The 22266-nt window shown below is 40.7% G+C and carries 20 protein-coding genes; 15 read left to right on the top strand and 5 right to left on the bottom strand.

The window, feature by feature from the left end:
* The first annotated feature begins 265 nt into the window (after positions 1-265).
* The 3 genes from M2448_RS16190 (at position 266) to M2448_RS16180 (ending at position 3881) form a co-directional block, all read left to right on the top strand.
* Positions 266-2182, top strand: a complete 1917-nt coding sequence (locus M2448_RS16190) for a hypothetical protein (protein WP_280647217.1) — start codon at positions 266-268, stop codon at positions 2180-2182.
* A gap of 196 nt (positions 2183-2378) precedes the next feature.
* Positions 2379-3209, top strand: a complete 831-nt coding sequence (locus tag M2448_RS16185) for a phosphatidate cytidylyltransferase (RefSeq protein WP_280647218.1) — start codon at positions 2379-2381, stop codon at positions 3207-3209.
* A gap of 138 nt (positions 3210-3347) precedes the next feature.
* Positions 3348-3881: a DUF4251 domain-containing protein gene (locus M2448_RS16180; protein ID WP_280647219.1), complete on the top strand. Its 534-nt coding sequence runs from the start codon at positions 3348-3350 to the stop codon at positions 3879-3881.
* Between the two features lie 7 nt (positions 3882-3888).
* Here the strand turns inward: M2448_RS16180 and M2448_RS16175 are convergent, their stop codons facing one another.
* Both M2448_RS16175 and M2448_RS16170 read right to left on the bottom strand, forming a co-directional pair.
* A complete protein-coding gene (locus M2448_RS16175) occupies positions 3889-4326 on the bottom strand; it encodes a hypothetical protein (protein ID WP_280647220.1) in 438 nt (145 codons plus the stop codon).
* Between the two features lies 1 nt (position 4327).
* A complete protein-coding gene (locus tag M2448_RS16170; protein ID WP_280647221.1) occupies positions 4328-5299 on the bottom strand; it encodes a polyprenyl synthetase family protein in 972 nt (323 codons plus the stop codon).
* Positions 5300-5444: 145 nt separating this feature from the next.
* Between M2448_RS16170 and M2448_RS16165 the strand changes: the two genes are divergently transcribed.
* The 12 genes from M2448_RS16165 to M2448_RS16110 all read left to right on the top strand — a co-directional run bounded on the left by M2448_RS16165 (position 5445) and on the right by M2448_RS16110 (position 20371).
* Positions 5445-6479 carry a hypothetical protein gene (locus M2448_RS16165; RefSeq protein WP_280647222.1) on the top strand — a complete coding sequence of 345 codons (1035 nt, stop codon included), beginning with the start codon at positions 5445-5447 and terminating at the stop codon, positions 6477-6479.
* A 125-nt stretch (positions 6480-6604) separates the two neighbouring features.
* On the top strand, positions 6605-9400 hold the full coding sequence (gene polA / locus M2448_RS16160; protein WP_280647223.1) for a DNA polymerase I: 2796 nt from the start codon (positions 6605-6607) through the stop codon (positions 9398-9400).
* Between the two features lie 258 nt (positions 9401-9658).
* Complete coding sequence (locus tag M2448_RS16155) at positions 9659-10102, top strand: hypothetical protein (RefSeq protein WP_280647224.1); 444 nt, start codon at positions 9659-9661, stop codon at positions 10100-10102.
* Positions 10103-10171: 69 nt separating this feature from the next.
* The gene (locus tag M2448_RS16150) at positions 10172-11851 is read left to right on the top strand and encodes a hypothetical protein (RefSeq protein WP_280647225.1); all 1680 of its coding nucleotides are present in this window, start codon (positions 10172-10174) and stop codon (positions 11849-11851) included.
* 9 nt (positions 11852-11860) lie between these two features.
* Complete coding sequence (locus tag M2448_RS16145) at positions 11861-13567, top strand: hypothetical protein (RefSeq protein ID WP_280647226.1); 1707 nt, start codon at positions 11861-11863, stop codon at positions 13565-13567.
* Between the two features lie 7 nt (positions 13568-13574).
* Positions 13575-15239, top strand: coding sequence for a YfhO family protein (locus tag M2448_RS16140; RefSeq protein WP_280647227.1), 1665 nt, complete (start codon positions 13575-13577; stop codon positions 15237-15239).
* Positions 15236-16927, top strand: coding sequence for a YfhO family protein (locus M2448_RS16135; RefSeq protein WP_280647228.1), 1692 nt, complete (start codon positions 15236-15238; stop codon positions 16925-16927). The genes M2448_RS16140 and M2448_RS16135 overlap by 4 nt, the downstream gene beginning before the upstream one ends.
* Positions 16911-17126: a hypothetical protein gene (locus tag M2448_RS16130; protein WP_280647229.1), complete on the top strand. Its 216-nt coding sequence runs from the start codon at positions 16911-16913 to the stop codon at positions 17124-17126. The genes M2448_RS16135 and M2448_RS16130 overlap by 17 nt, the downstream gene beginning before the upstream one ends.
* Entirely contained in the window at positions 17119-17571 is a 453-nt protein-coding gene (locus tag M2448_RS16125) for a YqaA family protein (RefSeq protein WP_280647230.1), read from the top strand. The genes M2448_RS16130 and M2448_RS16125 overlap by 8 nt, the downstream gene beginning before the upstream one ends.
* A 47-nt stretch (positions 17572-17618) precedes the next feature.
* A complete protein-coding gene (locus M2448_RS16120) occupies positions 17619-18956 on the top strand; it encodes a hypothetical protein (protein WP_280647231.1) in 1338 nt (445 codons plus the stop codon).
* 15 nt (positions 18957-18971) lie between these two features.
* Positions 18972-19751: a radical SAM protein gene (locus M2448_RS16115; protein WP_280647232.1), complete on the top strand. Its 780-nt coding sequence runs from the start codon at positions 18972-18974 to the stop codon at positions 19749-19751.
* A 68-nt stretch (positions 19752-19819) separates the two neighbouring features.
* Complete coding sequence (locus M2448_RS16110; RefSeq protein WP_280647233.1) at positions 19820-20371, top strand: NAD(P)H-dependent oxidoreductase; 552 nt, start codon at positions 19820-19822, stop codon at positions 20369-20371.
* A gap of 120 nt (positions 20372-20491) precedes the next feature.
* On the opposite strand, the gene M2448_RS16105 is transcribed toward M2448_RS16110, so the two are convergent.
* The 3 genes from M2448_RS16105 to M2448_RS16095 are packed head-to-tail and all read right to left on the bottom strand — an operon-like array spanning position 20492 to position 21799.
* Entirely contained in the window at positions 20492-20857 is a 366-nt protein-coding gene (locus tag M2448_RS16105; RefSeq protein ID WP_280647234.1) for a hypothetical protein, read from the bottom strand.
* Positions 20858-20879: 22 nt separating this feature from the next.
* Positions 20880-21425, bottom strand: a complete 546-nt coding sequence (locus M2448_RS16100; protein WP_280647235.1) for a sigma-70 family RNA polymerase sigma factor — start codon at positions 21423-21425, stop codon at positions 20880-20882.
* On the bottom strand, positions 21425-21799 hold the full coding sequence (locus tag M2448_RS16095; RefSeq protein WP_280647236.1) for a DUF6249 domain-containing protein: 375 nt from the start codon (positions 21797-21799) through the stop codon (positions 21425-21427). The genes M2448_RS16100 and M2448_RS16095 overlap by 1 nt, the downstream gene beginning before the upstream one ends.
* Between the last annotated feature and the right edge of the window lie 467 nt (positions 21800-22266).

The following is a 22266-nucleotide window of genomic DNA, read 5'->3' as shown; positions in this document are numbered from 1 at the left end:
ATTTAGGGGTAATTGTTTAATAGATATTACATCTTTATGATAAATAATAGATATATGTTTTTGCATTACATAAAAAAATACTTAGTTTTGTCACGAAAGCCCAATATATTCTAAGTCTTATCCTAAGACTAAGACTATGATTATGACAAATAATAGTACGCTTGATTTTGTTTGCTGATACTTTTTGCCCAAGAAAGTAGGTGAACTTTATTTAGGGAAGGGCTTTTATTATCTGATAAGTCAAACTAAAAACTCAAGTAAAAAAATGAAGACAACACAAATTCTGGTATTTTTCCTGATTATCTTATCGGTCGGGAATATACAAAATCTTAACTCACAAGTGACGGTTGGACAAAACGAGCCCCCCGAGCAATATGCAACTTTACAAATCAAAGACAAAACTATTGACAGGACAGGAGATCTGGATGTCGCTACAGCTGACAAAGGCGGGCTATTGTTGCCGCGTGTAGAATTGGTGAAGAAAAAAGAACTTCTCCCTTTTGTTACACAAGACGAAATAGACGCAAATGCACAGGAATATAACGATGCTAAGCTTCTTCACACAGGACTTATTGTATATAACCTTGTGGAAGACGATGATGAAGAACTCTGTATAGGTCTCAACCAGTGGGACGGTGAGGAATGGAACTGTTTGCAAAACAAGATGGGTAATGCAATAGCCGAAATAAATGATTGCAGTACACTAAAATTTATGGGGCAATATCAGAACGATGTCCCTTTGAACAGTTCTAATTACATGAGTATTGAACTGACCGTAACAAAGGCGGGAGCTTATACTATTACGGCTATGCCCGATCCCGAAAACGGATATTATTTTGCCTTTACCGGGGTTTTCATGGCAACAGGAGATTATACCCTTATTGTCCCCGGGGCAGGTACTCCTATTAATTTTACTCCTACCGGAGAAAGCGGAGATCCCATTAAAATCACCTTCAACGAGAAAGCATTGGATGCCTGTGCCCCTCTGTATGTCGTAATAGAAGACTCTTCGAAAAAACCAATTTACTCAATGCTTTGTAACAAAACTGAAGTGAAAGGCGTGTACCAACTGGATAAAGAACTTGACGAAGATAATTTCATAGAAGTGACATTAGATGTTGATCCAGCTGCTGCCGGAGCAACCTATATTATAGAAACCAACACTATAGATGGCATATACTTTAAGGGGCAGGGCACGCTTGCTGATACAAGTCCGCAAACTATATCCCTGCAAGGATATGGTACACCAAACAGTTACGACAACAAAGTGTTTACTATCTCATCTAACAGTGTGCAGACTGCTGAAACCTGCAAGGCTACAGTAACAATATCATTGGCTACCAAGGTAACATACGGATGGGGATATTATGAAAATTCCGCCGGCTATATTATGCAACCGGGACAGGGAAGTGGGAAAATAGCTGATGCCAAAATAAATTTCGGCACGGATGAAACCAGCACAGTAAATATAGTCAGGCATTCTGAAACTCAAACATTCAATCATAAAACTTTAGACGGTACTTCTGCCTATAGTCCTACTCAGGTAAAAGCGATGTTCGACTCCAAGCCGGAAATTGTTCTGGTCGGTTTCGACTTAGCTATTTCATCTGGGAACAGGGCTACAATCGCCGGCTATATGGTAGACTACCTGAAAGCAGGAGGGGTACTTATATTGGCACTGGAAAGAAGTTATATGATGGAGGCCTTTGTCGAGGCCTTATATCCGGGTATTTCTGTTTCGGCAAGTAGTTTGCAGGATGAATCAAGATATCAGATAGGCTTCATGGATGATGAAATACTTAATGGCCCGTTTGGTGATATCAGAGGACTCTTCTGGGGGAATGATACCAGAGGAGCAATCAGTATAGCCGGGATGCCCGAAGAAGACCTCATCGTATATAGCAGAGACCCTGATGGAAACCCTTTTATGTTCAAGCATAAATACTTCAATCTGTTCTGGATAGGAGAAGGCGGGGTGTTTGCTAATTATAATGGAAATACAGGATCGCGTAGTGGAACTATTTCTGCGACATCTTATCCTTTAGCTTTTGATGATACTTTCCGCCCGACAACCCGTACAAACTGGTCAGGTGGAGATGTGGAAAATGGCAGATTATTTGGTAATATCATGGCTTGGGCTGTTAAGCAGGCACAGTTTAATGGAATAAATACTCCGAAATAAAGCATCGATTATTTTCATAAGAGGTGATTCTCGCGAATCGCCTCTTTTTTTGTCGGATACAACACGTTGTATAATGATTTTTAGTATTTTTGCCCATAGAACTAAGAGCCTGTTTAAATTTTAGCGAAAATTTTTTATTATAGGCTCAATAAATAGTTTGCTATAAAATTTAAACAGACTCTAAAACCTGATCACATTGAAATTACCTAATATCGCAGTCCGTATTCTGGCCGGAGCCGTATTTGTAGGCTTGTTGCTCGGAGGCATCCTCGTTAATGAATATACTTTCCTGATCATATTCTCAGTTATTACCGCTCTGTGCCTGTACGAGTTTTACGGGCTGATGGAGAAAGATGCGAAAGTACCTGTAATACGTCCTTTGAATATATTAGGCGGGTTTTTCCTGTTCTTGGGTGGTTTCTATTATTGTGTGCATACCCCGTCGGTCATTGCGTTCGTTCCATATATCATCTATCTGATAGTGTTATTTATCAGCGAGTTGTATATGAAGCGCCCTAACCCGATACAATCACTGTCTTATTCTCTCTTAGGACAGGTATATATTGCCGGCCCGATGGCGCTAACCAATTATCTGGTATTTGCTTATGAACCGGGAAGCTATCACTATGTGTATATTCTTGCCCTGCTGGTCTTTATTTGGGTGAACGATTCCTTTGCCTACCTCACAGGTATGGCCTTTGGTAAGCACCGTATGTTTGAACGCATATCTCCCAAGAAATCGTGGGAAGGATTTGCCGGAGGAGCTACTGTAGCCATTGCTTCATCCCTTATATTTGCTCATTTCTATCCTAACTTGTCTGTTCCCGCATGGCTTGGTTTTGCTGCGGTAACTGTGGCTTTCGGTACATGGGGCGACCTCTTCGAGTCGCTTATTAAACGTACATTGGGGGTAAAAGACTCCGGTGGTATGATACCGGGACATGGAGGTATTCTCGACCGCTTCGACAGTACTATACTAGCCATTCCGGCAGTATTTGTATATCTGATGTTGATTTCGCTAGTTTAATAGATCCCATCCTTTCTCTTTTTACAATGTGCTGCTACTGTCTACAGTAACACTATAATTCTCATTTGCAGTTTTTTAGCTTCATCTGTTAAACCTTTTATATCACAGGTTGTTATAGTTCTAAAAAACAAGATGGATATGAAAACGTATGTATTCTCATTTATCGCAATAATTTTATTATTGAGTGGTTGTAAAGCGAAAGATCCATTGGTGCAGCAGGCAAAACAAGCCGAAGAAAAGATGTGGCACGATAAGGCTGTACAAGCCCTTAACGATCGTGAGTTTGTACTCGAAGCCGATCGTATTACTTTCAAATACGGGCGTTTTACCTATGTAAATGCAAATACGAATTTTATTTCCGTACATGGCGATCATGCTACTATACAGATGGCCTTCAATTCGCCCTATGCAGGGCCTAACGGCATAGGTGGCGTTACAGTAGATGGTATGGTATCGAATATAAAGGTAAATACTGATAAAAAGGGGAATATAACTTACAGTATGTTTGTGCAGGGAGCTGCCGTATCGGCAGAGGTAAGGATATGGATACCAAATGGTAGCAACAGGTGCAATGCTGAAGTAAATTCTACTTTCAATAGCGGACGGATAAGCTTTTCGGGTAATATGTACAGTGAGGAAGACTCGAACGTATATAAAGGCAGGGCGTTATAGTTGATTGTTAATAAACTTGTTGTAAGCTATCAATATATACTTCTCTTCTTGAGTTTATTCTATACCGTTGTTTCGAAGAATATTTCTTTAAAGAATGGAAATCGGCAATCTCTCGTTTTATTGTAGCATAGTTAACGAGCGTATTATTCTTTGTGAATAAAAGAATACAAATATGGTCTGAATTTCCTATGGAATTGCTGATATCCGCATCGGTTTCGTCTGTCATAGTTATATTAAAGTCCTGATATTCGGGTATCATATAAGGAGAAAGGACATAAACGGAATCCCATGAGGCTGTATTGATCGTATCTAACGTGAATGAAGCATTGGTATTTATTCGGGATAAGTGTTTTTCTATATCCCTGTTTTCTTGACGATTACCACAACTTAAGAACAGAAGAACCGAAGCGGAACATATTATCGTCAATAACACTTTCTTTATCATACTAATATGCTCTCTCTACAATGTAATCGACCGTAGCCTCCAACGCTTCGCGTACCTCAGTATTTGACACTTCGGCTATCAGCGCTTCCGCCTGCAATTTTATTTCTTCTATTTTACGGTAAGCATATTCTATTCCACCATGCTCTTTGGCATAGCTGATCAGCTTCTGTATATTTTCGTCCGTATAGTTATAAGAATTGATGATTGTCAGCAGTTCGGTACGTTCATTTTCGGGAGCATTCCGTATAGCATAAAGTAGTGGTAAAGTCACCTTTCCTTCGCGGATATCGTTACCAGTAGGTTTGCCTATAGCATTGGTGAAATAGTCAAATATATCGTCTCTCAGTTGGAAGCAAAGACCGAGCAGCTCGCCTAGTTTTGTGAATTTTTCAACCACTTCCGGCACAGCATCTACCGACATAGCACCTACACGCATACAGACTGACATGAGCGAAGCGGTTTTCTTCTTTATCACCTCAAAATACTCCTCTTCATCGAGAATAAGTTCTTTTACAAGCGAGAGTTGGTTCAGTTCACCTTCGGCAAGGTCGCGACCTAAGTCCGATATATTGGAGATAATCTCCATGTTTCCGGTCAATACGCTTTTTATGAGAGCTGTCGACAGGAAGTAATCGCCTGCAAGTACAGCCATCTTATTGTCATAAATGGCATTTATAGAAGCCATCCCCCTTCTTATCTTCGATTCGTCCACTACATCGTCGTGAATAAGGGAGGCTGTATGTAACAGTTCTACCGTGATAGCGGCATTGTAGGTTACATTATTTATTTCTCCACAGGCCTTAGCTGCTAGTAACAACAAGGTAGGGCGGATGCGTTTCCCATCCGATTTCATAATATAATCTATTATCTCCTGAATCCTTGCATTATTACAAAAAATCGAATCCTTGTAATAGGAGTTAAAAATCTTAAGTTCTTCCGCTACAGGTTTAGCTATTAACAGCTTCTTGTCCATATCATTTTTTTGTTGAAATGCAAATTTAAGAATAATTCGGCTTTTAGCGTTATTTATTTATATATTTGAATGTATATACGTAAAGTAAAATACTTTTATTGTATTTTTTAACATTAGCATCAATCATATAAAGAACTTTAGATTTATGAGAAAGAGATTATTCATTTTTCCAGTGCTTATAATATGGTCTATCGGGTGGTCGTACGCCCAGAAAAACAGTGACCTGAAGATTACTATACCCGATGGAGAGATAGCAGACAGTAAATATCGCAATCTGCAATATATAGAGTCACGCCCCAACCCCGATGATATGGGAATATTGTATGTTGATATCTGGAATGGATTGCAGATGGTTACAGCAAAAGAGCCAATAGCAGAACAGCTTAAACCTATTGTAAATCTGATGTCTCCATCCGAAGATGCAAAAACACTGGCTGTGCAGATGCGCGTTTTGTTTTTCGAACAAGGCACAAAGGAAACAAAAGGGAAAAACATGGGACACCTGCGTATGACGCTGTATAAGATGGATGGCGACAAATACTATTTCCTCAATACGCTGGATACTACCCTGCTTGATGGCAGTGCCGGAAAGATCAGGACTATTACAGGCGATGCCATTGTCTCTTTTATTACAGACAATCTGCCATATGATGTCTTTGAAGACGAACAGGCACTGGACATGCAGCAGGTGATGGATATAGATATGTATGAAAGGAACAGTATTCCGTTCTATACCGAACTGAATATTCCCGATGGAATCTATAATAATTACAAATCGCTGAAATCGCTTACTCCCGATAATTCTTCACCTATTACAGTAACTAAAGCAGATGGTGACGACCTGAAAGAGGTGAAAATACCCGATCCCGAAAACTCCGGTAAGGAAAAGAAAGTGAAGGCTAAAGACGTATATGCGGTTGTTGTGGATGGTATCCCTTACATTGCTTATAGTGGGAGTTTTCACAAAGCATACCTGAAAGACTCAGACTGGCGATTTGTCATCAGCCGCAAGGTTGCCGGTAGCGGCTTTGCTCTGGGGGTGAGTATGGGCGGCGGTGGCCGTCATGGTGGCGGAGCTGTAGGATTCGGTATTCCGATAGGAGGCAAAAAGGAAAATATAGAGATGTTTATAGATCAGCTCAATGGCGCTTTTTTTATGGGGAAGAAGGTGACGGAGTGAAAATATATAAAGGTCAACTTATTGGCTTATACTAATTGTTGAAAAAGATATGATAGTCTGTTTTTCCGCTTTGTAATTCCCCCCTTTTTCCGTAACTTTCCACAGTTTTTATAAAAATTATCCCGATGAAACTATTTCTGTTAGACGCATACGCATTAATATACCGCTCATATTATGCCTTTATAAAAAGTCCGAGAGTCAACTCCAAAGGGCTGAATACTTCCGCTGTTTTCGGATTTGTGAATACACTCGAAGAGTTGCTCCGAAAGGAAAATCCTACGCACATTGCCGTAGCATTCGATCCGCCCGGTGGAACTTTCCGTCACGATGCTTACGAGCAATATAAGGCACAGCGTCAGGAAACGCCCGAAGATATCCGTATTGCAGTACCCATTATTAAAGAGATAATAGCAGCATACAATATCAAAGAACTCGAAGTGCTTCGCTACGAGGCCGACGATGTGATCGGAACTATCGCCAAAAAGGCTGAAAAAGAGGGATTCGATGTATATATGATGACTCCTGATAAGGATTACGGGCAGCTCACTAGCGATCATATATTTATGTACAAACCCAAATTTGCAGGTAACGGATTTGATACGCTCGATGCAAAGGCCATAATGGAAAAATACGAACTGTCGTCTCCCGAACAGATGATAGACCTGTTAGGGCTGATGGGCGATGCTTCCGACAATATACCCGGCTGTCCCGGAGTTGGGCCAAAGACTGCACAAAAATTACTCGAAGAATACGGCAGTATTGAGAATCTACTCGAAAATACAAAAAATATAAAAGGCACACTGAAACTGCGCCTTGAAGAAAATAAAGAGCAAATCATTTTCTCTAAATTTCTTGCTACAATAAAAACAGACGTGCCTATCGATTTCAAAAAAGACGAATACAAGCGCAGGGAGATAAATGCTGAGAAAATAGCCGAATTGTTCGAAGAACTCGAGTTCCGTACACTTATCAACCGCGTACTCAAGAAAGACGGTAGTCCGGCAAATCCGGTGCGGATAACCACTACCCACGAAGCAATACAAGGCGATTTGTTCGCTGAACTTTTGCCTGTAGCAAATCAAGCGAATGAAACAGTGAATTATTCGAGTTTGCAGGAACTGAAAGATATACCGCACACTTATCATCTGGTAGAGAAAGACGATGAAATCGCAGATCTGGCGATAAAAATAGCAAAAGAAAAATCCTGCTGCTTCGATACTGAAACTACAGGGCTAGATCCGACTACGAGCGAACTGGTAGGTATGTCGTTTGCCTTTAAGGAAGGCGAAGCCTACTATGTCGCAGTACCCGCCGATTTTGAAAAGGCAAAGCAAATAGCAGGACAATTCCGTTCGTTTTTTGAAGACGAGAAAATACAAAAGGTAGGACAGAATTTGAAATATGATATTATTGTCCTCAAAAAGTACGGCATCCACGTGAAAGGGCCGCTTTTCGATACCATGATTGCTCATTACCTGCTCAATCCTGAGTTGAGGCACAATATGGATTATATGGCGGAAACGTTTCTCAACTATAAGACAATCCATATCGACGAACTGATAGGAGCAAGAGGCAAAAACCAGTTGAATATGCGCAGCCTGCGCCCCGAGCAGATAAAAGATTATGCCTGTGAAGATGCCGATGTGACTCTGAAACTGAAAGCAATACTCGAAAAAGCCATTGAAAAACAAGGTTTGGAGAAGCTGCTGTACGAAATAGAATTGCCATTGATATATGTTCTGGCAGATATGGAATATACCGGCGTACGCCTCGATACGGATGCTTTGGCAGAATATTCAAAAAAGCTTACGCTCCAGTTACAGAATATAGAGCAGGAAATATTCAAAGCAGCCGAATCGGAATTTAATATCAATTCGGCTAAACAGGTAGGAGAAGTGCTTTTCGACAAACTCAAAATTGTAGATAAACCTAAAAAGACAAAAACAGGGCAATACGTAACCAGTGAAGAAACACTGGAAAGCATGAAGACAGCCCATCCTATTGTAGGGCAGATTCTGGACTATCGCGGACTTAAAAAACTGCTGAGTACCTATATAGATGCACTGCCGTTGTTGGTAAATCCTGTCGATGAAAAGGTGCATACATCGTATAATCAGACGGTGACTGCTACCGGACGACTAAGTTCGAGTAATCCTAACTTGCAAAACATTCCTATCCGCGAAGATCAGGGACGAGAAATCCGTAAAGCATTTATTGCCGATGAGGGCTGTGTATTCTTCTCAGCCGACTACTCGCAGATCGAGTTGCGCATTATGGCACATCTGAGCAAAGACCCGAATATGGTAGATGCTTTCAACAGCGGGGAAGATATCCATGCTGCCACTGCTGCCAAGATATTTAAACTGCCGATAAAAGAAGTTACGGGCGATATGCGCCGTAAGGCAAAGACAGCTAACTTCGGTATTATATACGGTATTTCGGTATTCGGATTGGCCGAAAGGCTTTCAATTCCGCGCGGAGAAGCCAAAGAACTTATCGACGGCTATTTCGAAACTTATCCGAAAGTGAAAGAATATATGGACAACAGCATCGCTGTTGCTCGTGAGAAGAATTATGTGGAGACTGTTTTCGGACGCAAACGCTATCTGCCCGATATCAATTCCCGCAATACGACCGTACGCGGATATGCTGAGCGAAATGCAATAAATGCACCCATACAGGGAAGCGCCGCTGATATAATCAAAGTGGCTATGAATCGTATTTTCGAGCGTTTCGAACGTGAAAACATCAAATCGAAGATGATATTGCAGGTACATGACGAATTGAACTTCAATGTTATAGAAAGCGAATTACCACAGGTGCAAAAAATTGTGATGGAAGAAATGGAAAACGCCTATAAGCTGGTTGTACCGCTGAAAGCCGATTGCGGAAAAGGAAAGAACTGGCTGGAAGCACATTGATATATTTGCTATACCTACTTTATCGCACACACAAATCAAACATTTCTATAAAGTAGTTTTATAGATTATTCTAACATCTCCCCTATTGTTAAGTGTTTTCGGGGGAAATAAGGGATGAACAGATACCGGTAAAACAGACATAGGGGGGGATATATGCTACTTGTAAATTCTATTCTCCTCTTTTTGAAGACAGAATCTAATTCATAACAGGACTATATACTTTTTAATATGTTTTTTATTAGCCCAAAACTTAGGTTTGTGCTATTATTTCTGTTTATAATAGTCTATCCATTCATTTGCAGTCTCGAGTTTAAGGCTGTAGATTTTTATTCCAATACACCGAGCTACGATCATAGGCTTGTGCTTTTATCCTTATATCCCATTTTGACAGGTTTTCTGGGCTATTTTTTCTTTGTCAGGGGTATCGGTGAAGAATTTTCGCTGGAATCCTGTGTAAAAGCTGTTTTGTCCTTTACGGTTTTGCTGATTATTGTATCTTCTCTTGCGATGGTTACGTGGCTGCTGTTGGAAGATCCATTGAAATCGCTCTTATACAAAACACAATGGTATAATTATTTTTTCGATTATGACAGACGATCAGGTGAATCATTCTTATCCGTAAAGGTTTTATGTGTATTCTACACTTTGTATATATTGTTAAGTGGATGGTCAGTATGGAAGGCAATAGATAGGAAAGAATAATTCATGTCTCTTAAAAAAAGTCCGAATAAATCTTTCTGATTATCTTTACCGGAAATTTAAATTTGCTCTATGCACAATATTTTAAATAAAATAGAACAAAGCGGGAAAAACCAATACTGGATATTCTTTTCCATTCTGGTTATTCTCACATTGTTTACAATGTGGTGCAACGGGCCGTCATCGTCTTATTCCGGTTTCGATTTTTTCTTTCATTTCCGTAGGCTAGATGTGCTGATCGATGCCTTGCGGCATGGTTCATATCCTGTTTATATAGATTATGTAAATGCCGAAGGATACGGCTATTTTATCAAGGGATTCTATCCCGATCTCATACTTATTCCGTTCGCTTTCATCGGAGTTTTCTCCAGTACATACTTTGCTTACGATGCTATGGTGTTCACCATGACCATATTGTGTGGTGTGCTGATGTACCATACTGTCAGGGTAATCTTCAAGAGCAGGTATGCTGCGGCTGTAAGCTCTCTACTTTATACTTTTGCCGTCTACCGTCTGTATGACTTTTATCAGCGGGGCGCATTATCCGAAGGGCTTTCGTTCACCTTTCTGCCCATCGTTTTTCTTGGATTGTATTATATAGTTAAAGGCGATTACCGTAAATGGTATGTGTTAGCCATAGGTTACAGCCTGCTGATTTATACCCATACGATAGCATCAGTGCTGATGTTTGTCACCCTGCTCATTCTATTACTTGTTTACTGCAAATCTCTGATCAGAGAACCTAAGCGCATCGCTTATCTGATGCTGGCGGGTGTGGTTACTTTGGTCATCACTTCTTACTATATCTTCCCTACATTGGAGCAGCTCAGCTCTAATTCGTTCTATCTCGATGCCCGTACGCCGGGCGGCGGTGCCGGATACGGTAAGGTGGATTTCGATATTTTACTGTGGGGATTTGTCAGTGGTATTGCTTATCCCAATATACTTTGGACGGGAGTAGGTATTATCCTTACCTCCATTATCTTCCTGCGCTTTTTTATAAAAGGACACAAGACGGATCGGCTCAGGGCAGCAGATATAGGTGTCGTTATCGGTATTCTTTTTATTATAGCCACTTCCCGCATTTTCCCTTGGGGCCGTTTTCCGTTCAATATTCTTTCATTTATACAATATCCTTGGCGATTGTATGAATTTGTTTCCTTTTTCTTTGCAATAGCGGGCGGATACTATTTATCTTTGCTGCTGACTAAGAGCAGGCAGCGCATGGCGGCTTTTGCCGTTATCGTTGTGGCGACACTGATTACAACCTATATACACAGCGAAAACTTTAAAACACTTTTTCCAAAAAATATAGAAGGAAATGTCACCACCAGCGAGCAGCCGGCCTTTGGTAACAGGTATCATACCATTGGTGGAGAATATTTTCCGGCACGTTTGCCGAATATAGAATATATACGCGACAGAGGCGAGGTTGCAGAAACGGGGAATGAAGATACGGAGGTAACAAATCTGAAACGTGACTATAATGTTACTTCGCTTCATATTTCGGTTAATCGTACCGATACGGTGATATTACCGCTTCTCTATTATTATGGCTATGCCGTTACATTGAACGGTGAAAAGGTATATTTTGAAGAGAGCGACAAAGGGCTTATTGCTGTGCCTGTCAATCGTTCGGGAGAGGTAAAAGCATGGTATGCAGGAACAACAATGCAGAAAGTGACTTTCTATATATCCATGATTGCCATTTTAGTATTGATAGTATTTATTGTCTGGAAGAGAAGAGAATAAAATATAAGGATGGGGAAAATCGAACTTCTTTTAAGCAAAATAGCCGCTAACAGGAAAAGCCACTTCTGGTTGTTCCTCGTTGTGCTTGTGATCCTTACACTGGCTATGATGCTGTTGTACCGGCCGCTGTGTCCCGGTCACGATTTCTTTTTCCATTACAGGCGGCTGATGGCGCTGATGGACGGACTAAAGATCAGCCCTTTCCTTATCTATCTCGATTATAGTGCAATGGCAGGTTACGGTTATTTCGCCAAAGCATTTTATTCCGATGTTATCCTTATTCCGTTTGCTATTATCGGTAACCTTACCAATGCCGAATTCGGTTACCAGTCGATAATATTTACTACGACTGTGCTGTGCGGAGTATTTACATACATGTTTATCAATCGTGTATATAAAAATACCTTTACTGCATCGGCAGGAGCTTTACTATTCACATTTTGTGTCTACCGCATACTGGATGTGTATCATCGTGCAGCCGTAGGTGAGGCATTGTCGTTTACATTTATTCCGATTGTCTTTTGGGGACTTTACGAAATTATAAACGGCAACTATCGCAAATGGTATATACTGGCTATCGGCTACAGCCTTGTAATATTCACGCACCTGATATCTTCGGTGTTGATGTTCCTTACCATGCTGATCATACTTATTATCTGTTATAAACCGCTGATAAAAGAGCCTAAACGAATCCGCTCTCTTGTAATTGCAGGTGTAGTCACTTTACTTATCGTGAGTTACTATCTGTTTCCGATGCTCGAACAGATGTTTTCCAATACATTCTACTACAACGGTAAAAATATAATGATGAAGGCAGGCGATATGTCGCTCGATTATCACTGGATTATCTGGGGAATGTTTGGCGGGGTTATTCAGCCACGCCAGTTGTTCATACCGGGAACGGGCTTGTTGCTGACCTGTGTTATTGCCTTACGCCTGTTCGTTAGTGGCAGGTCGGACAAACTGAGAATGGCAGATATTGGTGTACTCATTGGGCTTTTCTACATCGTGCTTACCATGCCTTTTATTCCTTGGAGTGTGTTCCCGTTCAGTTTACTCGATTTTATACAAATGCCTTGGCGATTTTATGAATTTTCAAGTTTCTTCTTTGCAGTGGCAGGAGCATATTATCTGTCACTACTGATAAAGTCGAATAAACGCGGATTGATCGCCCTGTGTATGGTGGTGGCAATGATATTGGTAGTAATGGCCAACGACAGCCGGATATATAAAGAAGTACGTTGTTACAATTCGATAGAAGAAAATGTGCCGCAACCGGCAAACGCGTATAATATGGGTGGAGCGGAGTACCTTCCCGTAAAAGTACCTTCGGTCGATTTTATCGAAAAAAGAGGGGATCTCATTCTTAGCGGAGAGGATACAATAAATGTCTCAGGTTTTGATAGAAACGGGAAATATACACGCCTCAACCTGACATCGGATAATGCCGGAATGTTAGAGCTTCCGCTTATTTACTATAAAGGATATACTGCTACACTGGATGATCAGACCATTCCGGTGAGTGAAAGCAACAACGGATTGGTAGAGATACACGCAGACCGTTCGGGAAGTGTGGAAGTGTATTATGACGGCACTGTGGCACAGCAAGTAGGCTGGTTCCTTTCAGTGCTAAGTATTATTGGTCTGTGCATTTACATTTTTGTGTCAGTCCGCAAGCAAAAGCAATCTTTATCTGAAGATGAATCTTCAATCTGAAATAAAAATGAAGGATAGCAGGTATGATTACCCGCTGTTCCTGTTTGTTTTGTTCACCTTATCCCTGTTCATGGTGTGCTGGTTTGCGCCTGTGTCGGAATATGGAGGGCACGATTATTTCTTCAATTTCAGGCGTTTCAATGTTCTGATGGAAGCATTGCAGGCTGGTAAATATCCGATTTACCTCGATTTCAACGCTATGGAAGGGTATGGTTATTTTACCAAAGCTTTCTATCCCGATCTTATGCTTCTGCCCTTTGCTGCGATAGGCTTGCTTATCGGGCCGGTAGCAGCTTATAATGTAATGATCTTTACATTGACTTTCCTATGCGGACTGTTTATGTATCATGCTGTAAAAACCGTTTTCGATAACCGGATGATGGCATCGTTCAGTGCCATACTCTATACCTTCTCGGCATATCATCTTTTCGATTGGTACAATCGCGGTGCATTAGGCGAATCTATCTCTTTTACCTTTCTTCCGCTTATATTTCTGGGACTTTACCATATCATAGCAGGCGATAGCCGCAAATGGTATTTACTGGCTATCGGTTATACCCTTTTACTTTATACCCATCTGTTGTCCTCTTTCCTCACATTCATTACACTTGCCATAGTTGTACTCGTTTGTTACAAACCGCTTATAAAAGAGCCGAAGCGTATCGGCTATTTATTACTGGCAACTGCGGTTACCGTATTGCTAACAGCGTCCTATATTCTGCCAATGTTTGAGCAGATGGCATCCAATACATTCAATTACAGCCATGCTGTGAATATAACAGGACAGACAAAGCTCAGTATCAAGGAAATGGGATGGGGAATGCTTAGCGGAGTATTTAACCAGTGGGGCAGCAATATGAGTGGTACAGGCCCATTATTGATTATTCTTGTTATTCTGCGCTTGTTTATCCGCGAAAAATCGTCTCTTATCCGTATCGCCGATATATGCGCTTTGATCGGGATAGCTTACATGATCGTGATGTCTTTTATCTTCCCTTGGGGACGTTTGCCATTGGGCTTTATACAGTTCCCCTGGCGGCTGTATGAATTTGTCATATTTTTCTTTGCTATTGCTGGAGCGTATTACCTGATGCTGATCCTCAAGTCGAGAAAACAACAGCTGGCGGCAGGAGCGGTTATCGTCTTTTTCGCAGTGATTACGATCGTTGTCACCAACAACAGCTACATATACTGGCAGTCGCAGGCAAAGACTGCTGTTCCCGAATTGTTTACAGGAATACCATCCGTAGACAACGAGTATTATCTGGGTGGACGTGAATATATGCCAGCCAGTGTACCGTCTTACCGCCTGATACACGAACGGGGCGACAGCATAAAGGCGCAGCCTGCTACAGTAGCCATATCCAATCTGGTTAAAAGCGAAGGCATTACCCGTTTCGATGTGATTGTTGACAGCCCTGCTGCACTCGAATTACCCCTGCTTTATTATAAGGGATACAATGCCACTTTGAATGGGAAAAATATTCCGATAGGGCAAAGCGATTGGGGGCTGCTGACTGTTCCCACCGATGAATCAGGCAAAATAGAAGTTTATTATAGAGGAACTATGGTGCAGAAAATCAGCTGGTATATAACACTTCTTAGTGCATTGGCATTTTGTATTTATATATTTGTATCGCGAAAGAAGAAAGAACCTAAAATACAGAAATGACAGGTATAGAAAATAACAGTAAATCACAGTTCCGTTTGTTTTTCGGTCTACTGGTACTTTTGTCCGCATTTATGACACTAGTATATGGTCCTGTCTACGAGCATCCGGGTTACGACTACTATTTTCACCTGACACGTTTCGATGCGCTAATCACTGCTTTGCGCGAAGGGAATTTCCCCTTCTATACCGATTACGTGGCGGCACTTGGCTACGGCTATCTGAGCAAGGTATTCTATTCCGATATTATTCTGCTGCCTTTTGCCATTCTGGGCGTTTTCACCGGAGCATATCCGGCCTATGAGGTAATGCTTTTTACAATGACCATCCTTTGCGGGCTGTTTATGTATGGCATGGTGAAAACGGTCTTTAAGAATCCGTATGTGGCTCTTCTTGCTGCTATTCTCTATACTTTTTCGGTCTACAGGCTTTTTGATATTTATCATCGCGGAGCCTTGGGTGAGGTGTTTGCCTTCACGTTTTTACCACTTATTTTCTGGGGACTTTATTATATTATAAAAGGAGATTACAGAAAATGGTATATTATCGCCATCGGATTCAGCCTGATGATCTTTTCGCACGTTATATCTACTGTGCTGATCTTTATCACAGTTCTTATATTCCTTGCGGTTTATTATAAAGATTTTGTAAAAGAACCGAAGCGGTTTTTCTACCTTGCTCTTGTAGGGGTAGTCGCACTAGCAATAACATCTTCCTATATTTTCCCGTTACTGGAACAGATACAGTCAAATACTTTCAGATACGAAGATAATGACTGGTCGCTACCGTCACGCACCAAGCTCACCCCTCTGTATTTCATCTGGGCTTTGCTTTGTGGTTTTGTCTTCCCGAAAGATATAATGATAGTGGGAATAGGCATCCTGCTGGTCATTCTGGTTTGGTTACGCTTTTTTATAAAAGGTGACAACAAACTACTGAGAGGCGTGGATACAGGCGTATTTATCGGTGTATTCTACCTTATCGCCTCCTCCAGCATCTTCCCTTGGGGACGGTTTCCTTTTACCCTGCTATCCTTTATACAATATCCGTCGCGTTTGTTTTTGTTTGTTACTTTCTTTTTTGCTATTGCAGGGGCTTACTACCTGTCGCAGCTATTTACAAAAAACAGGCAGCGGATGATTGTTGTCGTTTTCATCGTGCTTTGTACAGTGGTAACCTTGTACATGCATAGCGACAATTATAAGTATATGCAGGAAACATATATTACAGAGTCGAATGCTACACCTGCGCCCGGAAACTTCTTTTATCTGAATGGTGCCGAGTATGTGCCCGAGCGTGTAGAGTCAGCTTACTTTATACAGGAGCGAGGTGATAGTATTATCAGTTTGCATAACGGGGTTGAGGTGAAAGGACAAAGGAGAGACGAAAAAATATTCAGCGCTGATATAACGGTTCAGAATGCAGATTCTTTGGAACTACCATTGTTTTACTATAAAGGATATATTGCAAAGCTCAACGGTAAAGAAGTTCTCATAGAGCAAAGCCATCATGGGTTGATACAGATTCCGGTCGATCATTCGGGCGAACTAAAAGTGTATTATGCAGGAACAACTTTACAAAAAGTGAGTTGGTATATAACCATTGTGGCTGTTTTTGCGTTATGTATTTATATATTTGTACAAAGAAGAAAAAAAACATTTAAAGATAACAACAATGCTAAAGTTCACTAATTACGATTATCTATACGCTATTTTTATGTTCGCTTTTGGTCTGTTCATGATCTTTAGTCCGCGCACGCTGATGCGTGGGGCAAAGTATGACGAAGACAGCCTGAAAACGGAGAAATGGGTTAAAAGACTGGGCATCGGTCTTTGTGTGATAGGTGTTATTTTCGGTATCTGGTTATACACGAGTATGAAAAATGCTTGACGGCTTTGTAGAATACGGCTATATCGGGCTTTTTCTGGCTTCCTTTCTTGCAGCTACTATCCTGCCGTTCGGCTCCGAATTTGTTTTTGCCGGATTGCTGGCTATGGGTATGAATGCGTGGGGTTGCGTCATTGTGGCAACAATAGGCAACTGGCTCGGCGGTATGACAAACTATTATCTGGGCAGGCTGGGCAAAATAGAGTGGATAGAAAAATATCTGAAGGTAGACAAAGCAAAAATAGACAAGATGCAGCATTGGCTGGAAGGGAAAGGTGCCATAATGGCATTTTTTAGTTTTATGCCTGTTGTAGGAGATATTATTGCGTTGGCTCTGGGTTATATGCGCGCGAATGTGTATATAGTGAATGTGGCGATGTTGACAGGTAAGTTTGTCCGCTATCTGGTGATCATGTATATTATGTATGGTTTCAGTTGGATAAGATGATGAGACTCTTTATTATAATCTTTTCTTTAGCGCTGCTCTCTTGTAATATGGATAGAGGAGTAAGGATAGAGTGGGTTGACAATCTGCAAGGCGATTTCTCTTTTACCGAAAGGTGGAGTTATCCCGAGAATGTTTTTCGTAACGATTATGGTGAACTGGTCTGTGATGGGATATGCGACGATGTGCTGTTCAGTATGCGTGATACAGATGGCCGGATTTTACCCGATTCCATCGAACGATATTATCAATTACTCGATACCACACATTACTATCATACTATAGAAAGCGATGCCGATTGCTATGAATGGGATGGTACGGATTTTGCATATGCACACAGAAGCAGCAACGATACGGTTTATTGCTATACCGCTTGCGGAGTATCTACTCACTCGAGTTTACGCTTTATGATTACGGAAGATAATTGCATCCCCTCGATAGAGTTGAATAGTATAGCTGATGGAGGAATAAAGTATTATAACGGTAAAAACGGGTGGATACGGATAGACCGGACTTTATGGCAGAAAAATATTCTGAAAGCAGAATTTGATTTTACTTTCGATAATTCGGATGATATAGAGAACCCGATGCGGTGGAAAGGAAGGATTTATACAAAGATTGATGATAGTCTAAAGCAACAAGCGGTTGTTGAATCTATAGAAAATAGTCTGCGCACAGATTCTGTATATACGGGTTTCATTGGAATTGACGAGATAGATGCAGACTATATATTGCCCGGTTCGGAGAAGTATGTCAGACAGGGGTTCGTACTGAAATCTAAAATAGGCACTTATGATTCCTCTTTCAGGTTTAAGGTGTGTACAACATTCCCCTACGAGGAAGAGGTTACACCTGTAGAGATATTGCAAAGGACGAAGAAATTGATAAGAATGGACAAGGGCGATATCTGCTCTTCAGACTACTTTCTTAAAGTAAAGTATGGTAATGAGTATTTTATAGCAAATGGAACTGAGGTTTACGAAAAAGATGAACAAAGTGTTTTCACATTCGTAAATTCCAAAGGAAAAAAACTGGAGCTATTTCGCATAGGTTTTCTTCGGATCGGAGCATCTAATGAGGACGGACTTACAGGTTGCGATGAGTATTATCCGCTTCTGATAAAGGATGGCGATAGATACTATAAGATAGGAACTCCGAGAGCCGATGACTATTATGCAAAAAGGCACCGGATATTCTATTTCTACCTGAAAGGGGATGATACGGCTCAAGAAAGCATAAGGTCGGCTTCATTGAAGAATGATACCATAATTGCTTCCATAAAGGCATTGTATCAGGAGGGTGGAGCCGAATACGACTTGAAAATATTCAGGAAAGGAGAAGGCTATTCTTCTTCTATAGCCAACAGAATAGAATACGAAACAGAATAGAAAAATATACAGATTATGTCAACAATATTGTTTCACGAAATAGTTTTTGGTCCCATACACAGCCGTCGTTTGGGTTCATCTTTAGGTATGAATCTGCTACCTTACGATGGCAAGTTGTGTTCATTCGACTGCATTTATTGCGAATGTGGTTACAACGAAGATTTCAGGACAAAAACACGCCTGCCCGACAGGGAAAATGTGAGGGCAGCACTGGAAGACAAACTGATACAGTTGCAAAAAGAAGGTACGCCGATAGATGTGATCACCTTTGCCGGTAACGGCGAACCGACTGTACATCCTCAGTTTGCAGAAATTATTGATGATACTATTGTCTTGCGTGACAAGTATTATCCGAATGCAAAGATCAGCGTATTGTCGAACGCCATGCATGCCGGAAAGCAGAAAGTATTTGATGCTTTAACAAAAGTAGATAACAACATACTAAAACTCGATTCTGCCATTCCGGATACAGTACGATTGATAGATCGCCCCAATTCACCGGAATATAGTATCGAAAAACAAATAGAACTTTTCAAGCGTTTCAATGGTAATTTTATCATGCAGACCATGTTCTTAAAAGGCAGTCATAAAGGCAAGATCGTAGATAACACCACAGAAGAAGAGATATCGGCATGGTTAGAAGCCGTTAAGGCGGCTAATCCGCGCGAGGTGATGATCTATTCCATTGATAGGGAAACGCCCGAAAAGAACCTCGAAAAAGTGCCTGTGGAGAAATTAAAAGAAATAGGCCGGCGGGTAGAGGCGCTAGGTATAAAAGCAAGTGTAGCGGGGTAAACAGACAGGAAGTCTTTTCTTGTGTAAATTACTCTTCCAGTTATAACTAATAAAAATTTGAATAAAAAATGGTTACAATCGTATTCAGCCATCCATGGCACGGTAGCTTCAACAAAGCTATATTAGACACTATCACAGCTAAGTTCGATAAGGAAAACAAAGCATATCAGATTATAGACTTGCCGAAAGACAATTTTAATCCATCATTTTCGGAGGCCGAACTTGCCGGATACAGCAAGGGAAAAGCAGTAGATCCGCTTGTTACAAAATATCAGGAAATGATGAAGAATTCAGATGAGATGATCTTCATATATCCTATCTGGTGGGGTACGATGCCAGCCATTCTGAAAGGATTTTTCGACAAGGTATTGTTACTCGATTTTGCTTACAATTACACTAATGGATGGACTCCGCTACTAAGCATTGGCAAATCTACAGTGATCACTACTTCGGAAAGTCCGGGTGATAACTTCAAACCATTCGTACAGGATTATTTTATCCCCAATATGCTCTATTCGGTAGGAATTAATAATGCTACATGGCTCAACTGCGAACATATTGTATCCGGTTCGGATGAACACCGCAAAAACTTTTTGAAGAAAGTGGAAGCAGCAGTGTAAGATTCAAGTCTTCAATCGGGATGCTACAAATAAAACAGGCAGGGAAATACTCCCTGCCTGTTTAACTATAATATTATTTTACCAAATATTTTGAGAAAAATATGGTTAATATAAAAACACCTATTCTTTTACCTTTTGGCGGTTTCGCCTGTTATCATCGTATGATGAGATCATCCAGAACATCGCGCAAACAGATGCAATGAGGATAATCGGCAGGAAGAAGGCTACCGACTTCAACATACTTTCACCGACAACGAAATATGTACCCACTCCAACCAGTGCGATCAGAGCATACATAATTCCGAAGATGGAAAGCATATTTCCCACAGCCGGACGTGTTACTTTCCGAGCCTTCTGTTGCAAAGCCTGTTCGGTCTGTATTTGCTGCATGATTCTATATTTGAGATTCTCTCCGGCTTTCATCTTGGTGCCCGAAAGAAGTTCTTTCAATTTATCATCCTGCATATTTGTTTCGTTCTTATTCATATTCAAATATATATAAATATTTTTAAACTCTTAGTTGATTGCCGATAATATCAGCAAATCGCTTCCGCGCTCTGTGAAGCTTTACTTTTACATTCGACTCGGTAAGATTCGTTATCAGTGCTATTTCTTTTACCGGATTATCTTCCAGATAATACAGAGTAAGCATTACACTTTCGTCCTTAGGCATTTGCTCCATCGCCTCATTGATGAGCCTGTTGCGCTCGTTCTCCTCTATCTGGCTCATCGTATCCATATCTGAATATGAATTTGTCTCAGCCACCTTATAGTCTACAAATTCGGTGTTGAATGTCGAAGTACGGGTTTCCGTTATGGCTGTATTATATACAATACGGTAAAACCATGTGGAAAACTTACTGTCGGCTCTGAATGTATGCAAGTTATGAAAAGCTTTTACAAAAGCATTCTGCACAATATCTTCTGCATCCTGCTTGTTGCCACAGATACGATAAGCTATGGTGATAGCCATATCCTGATATGTATCGACAAAGTAGCCGAAGGCAGACATGTCTCCCTTCAGCACCTTGTGTATCTGTTGCTTTTCGTCCATTATTCGATATTGTTATCGAGGTCTTTATTCTTCACCATGAAGTAAAAAAGCACATATGCCAGTCCTAGGCAAAGGACAGTGGACGAGGTGATGATCAGGAATTCGATATAGAAATCGAAGAATTGTCCTGTTATTATCACAATACCCAGTATGAGTCCGATGGCAATGCCGATGCAGAGTACGCCATTGCGTAGCGAGCGGTATTTGTTGGGCGATGGTTTTTGCCTTACCGGAGGTATTATCCCGTGTTTTGCCAGTTCCATCCGTTCTTTGTTGTTCGACCCGATGAGTTTTATCAATACGTATGCTCCTGCAACAACCGGAAGCGCGAATATACATATGATCGCTATTATCGGAATTAAAATATCTTCCATAATCTGTTTATTTTTTAGTGTTAATAATCTGTTTACGAATATATGACTATAGAAGTGTCTGTTCGGTTACAGATTCTTCCGATTTTTTTGAAATATTTTTTATTTCATTGGTTAGTAAGTGTTTATGCAGCCTATGATTTCCTTTTATATTGCGCTATCTAACACGAATATAGGCATTACGAAGCAAATATAATTGTTTTTGGTGTATCTTGAAGAAGATGGCGGATGTTTAAGTAACTGTTTAAATTTGATTGGCAATCTTATTTTGTGTTATTTCAAATATATTTTTTTCTTTTTATTCGCAGGTTTAGCGGGCTAAACCAAGAGTGGAAAGTAGAAAATAGAGAAGAAAGAATGAAAATAAGAGCCAAAGAATGATCAGAAACAGTTATATGAAATATTTTCGGTCAAATTTAAACTGTTACTTATATATATAGGTATCAAAAAAAAGCGGATACCGTTATATG

This window comes from Dysgonomonas sp. PF1-14 (assembly GCF_029892965.1).
Taxonomy (GTDB): domain Bacteria; phylum Bacteroidota; class Bacteroidia; order Bacteroidales; family Dysgonomonadaceae; genus Dysgonomonas.
This window is presented reverse-complemented; position numbering and strand designations above follow the sequence as displayed.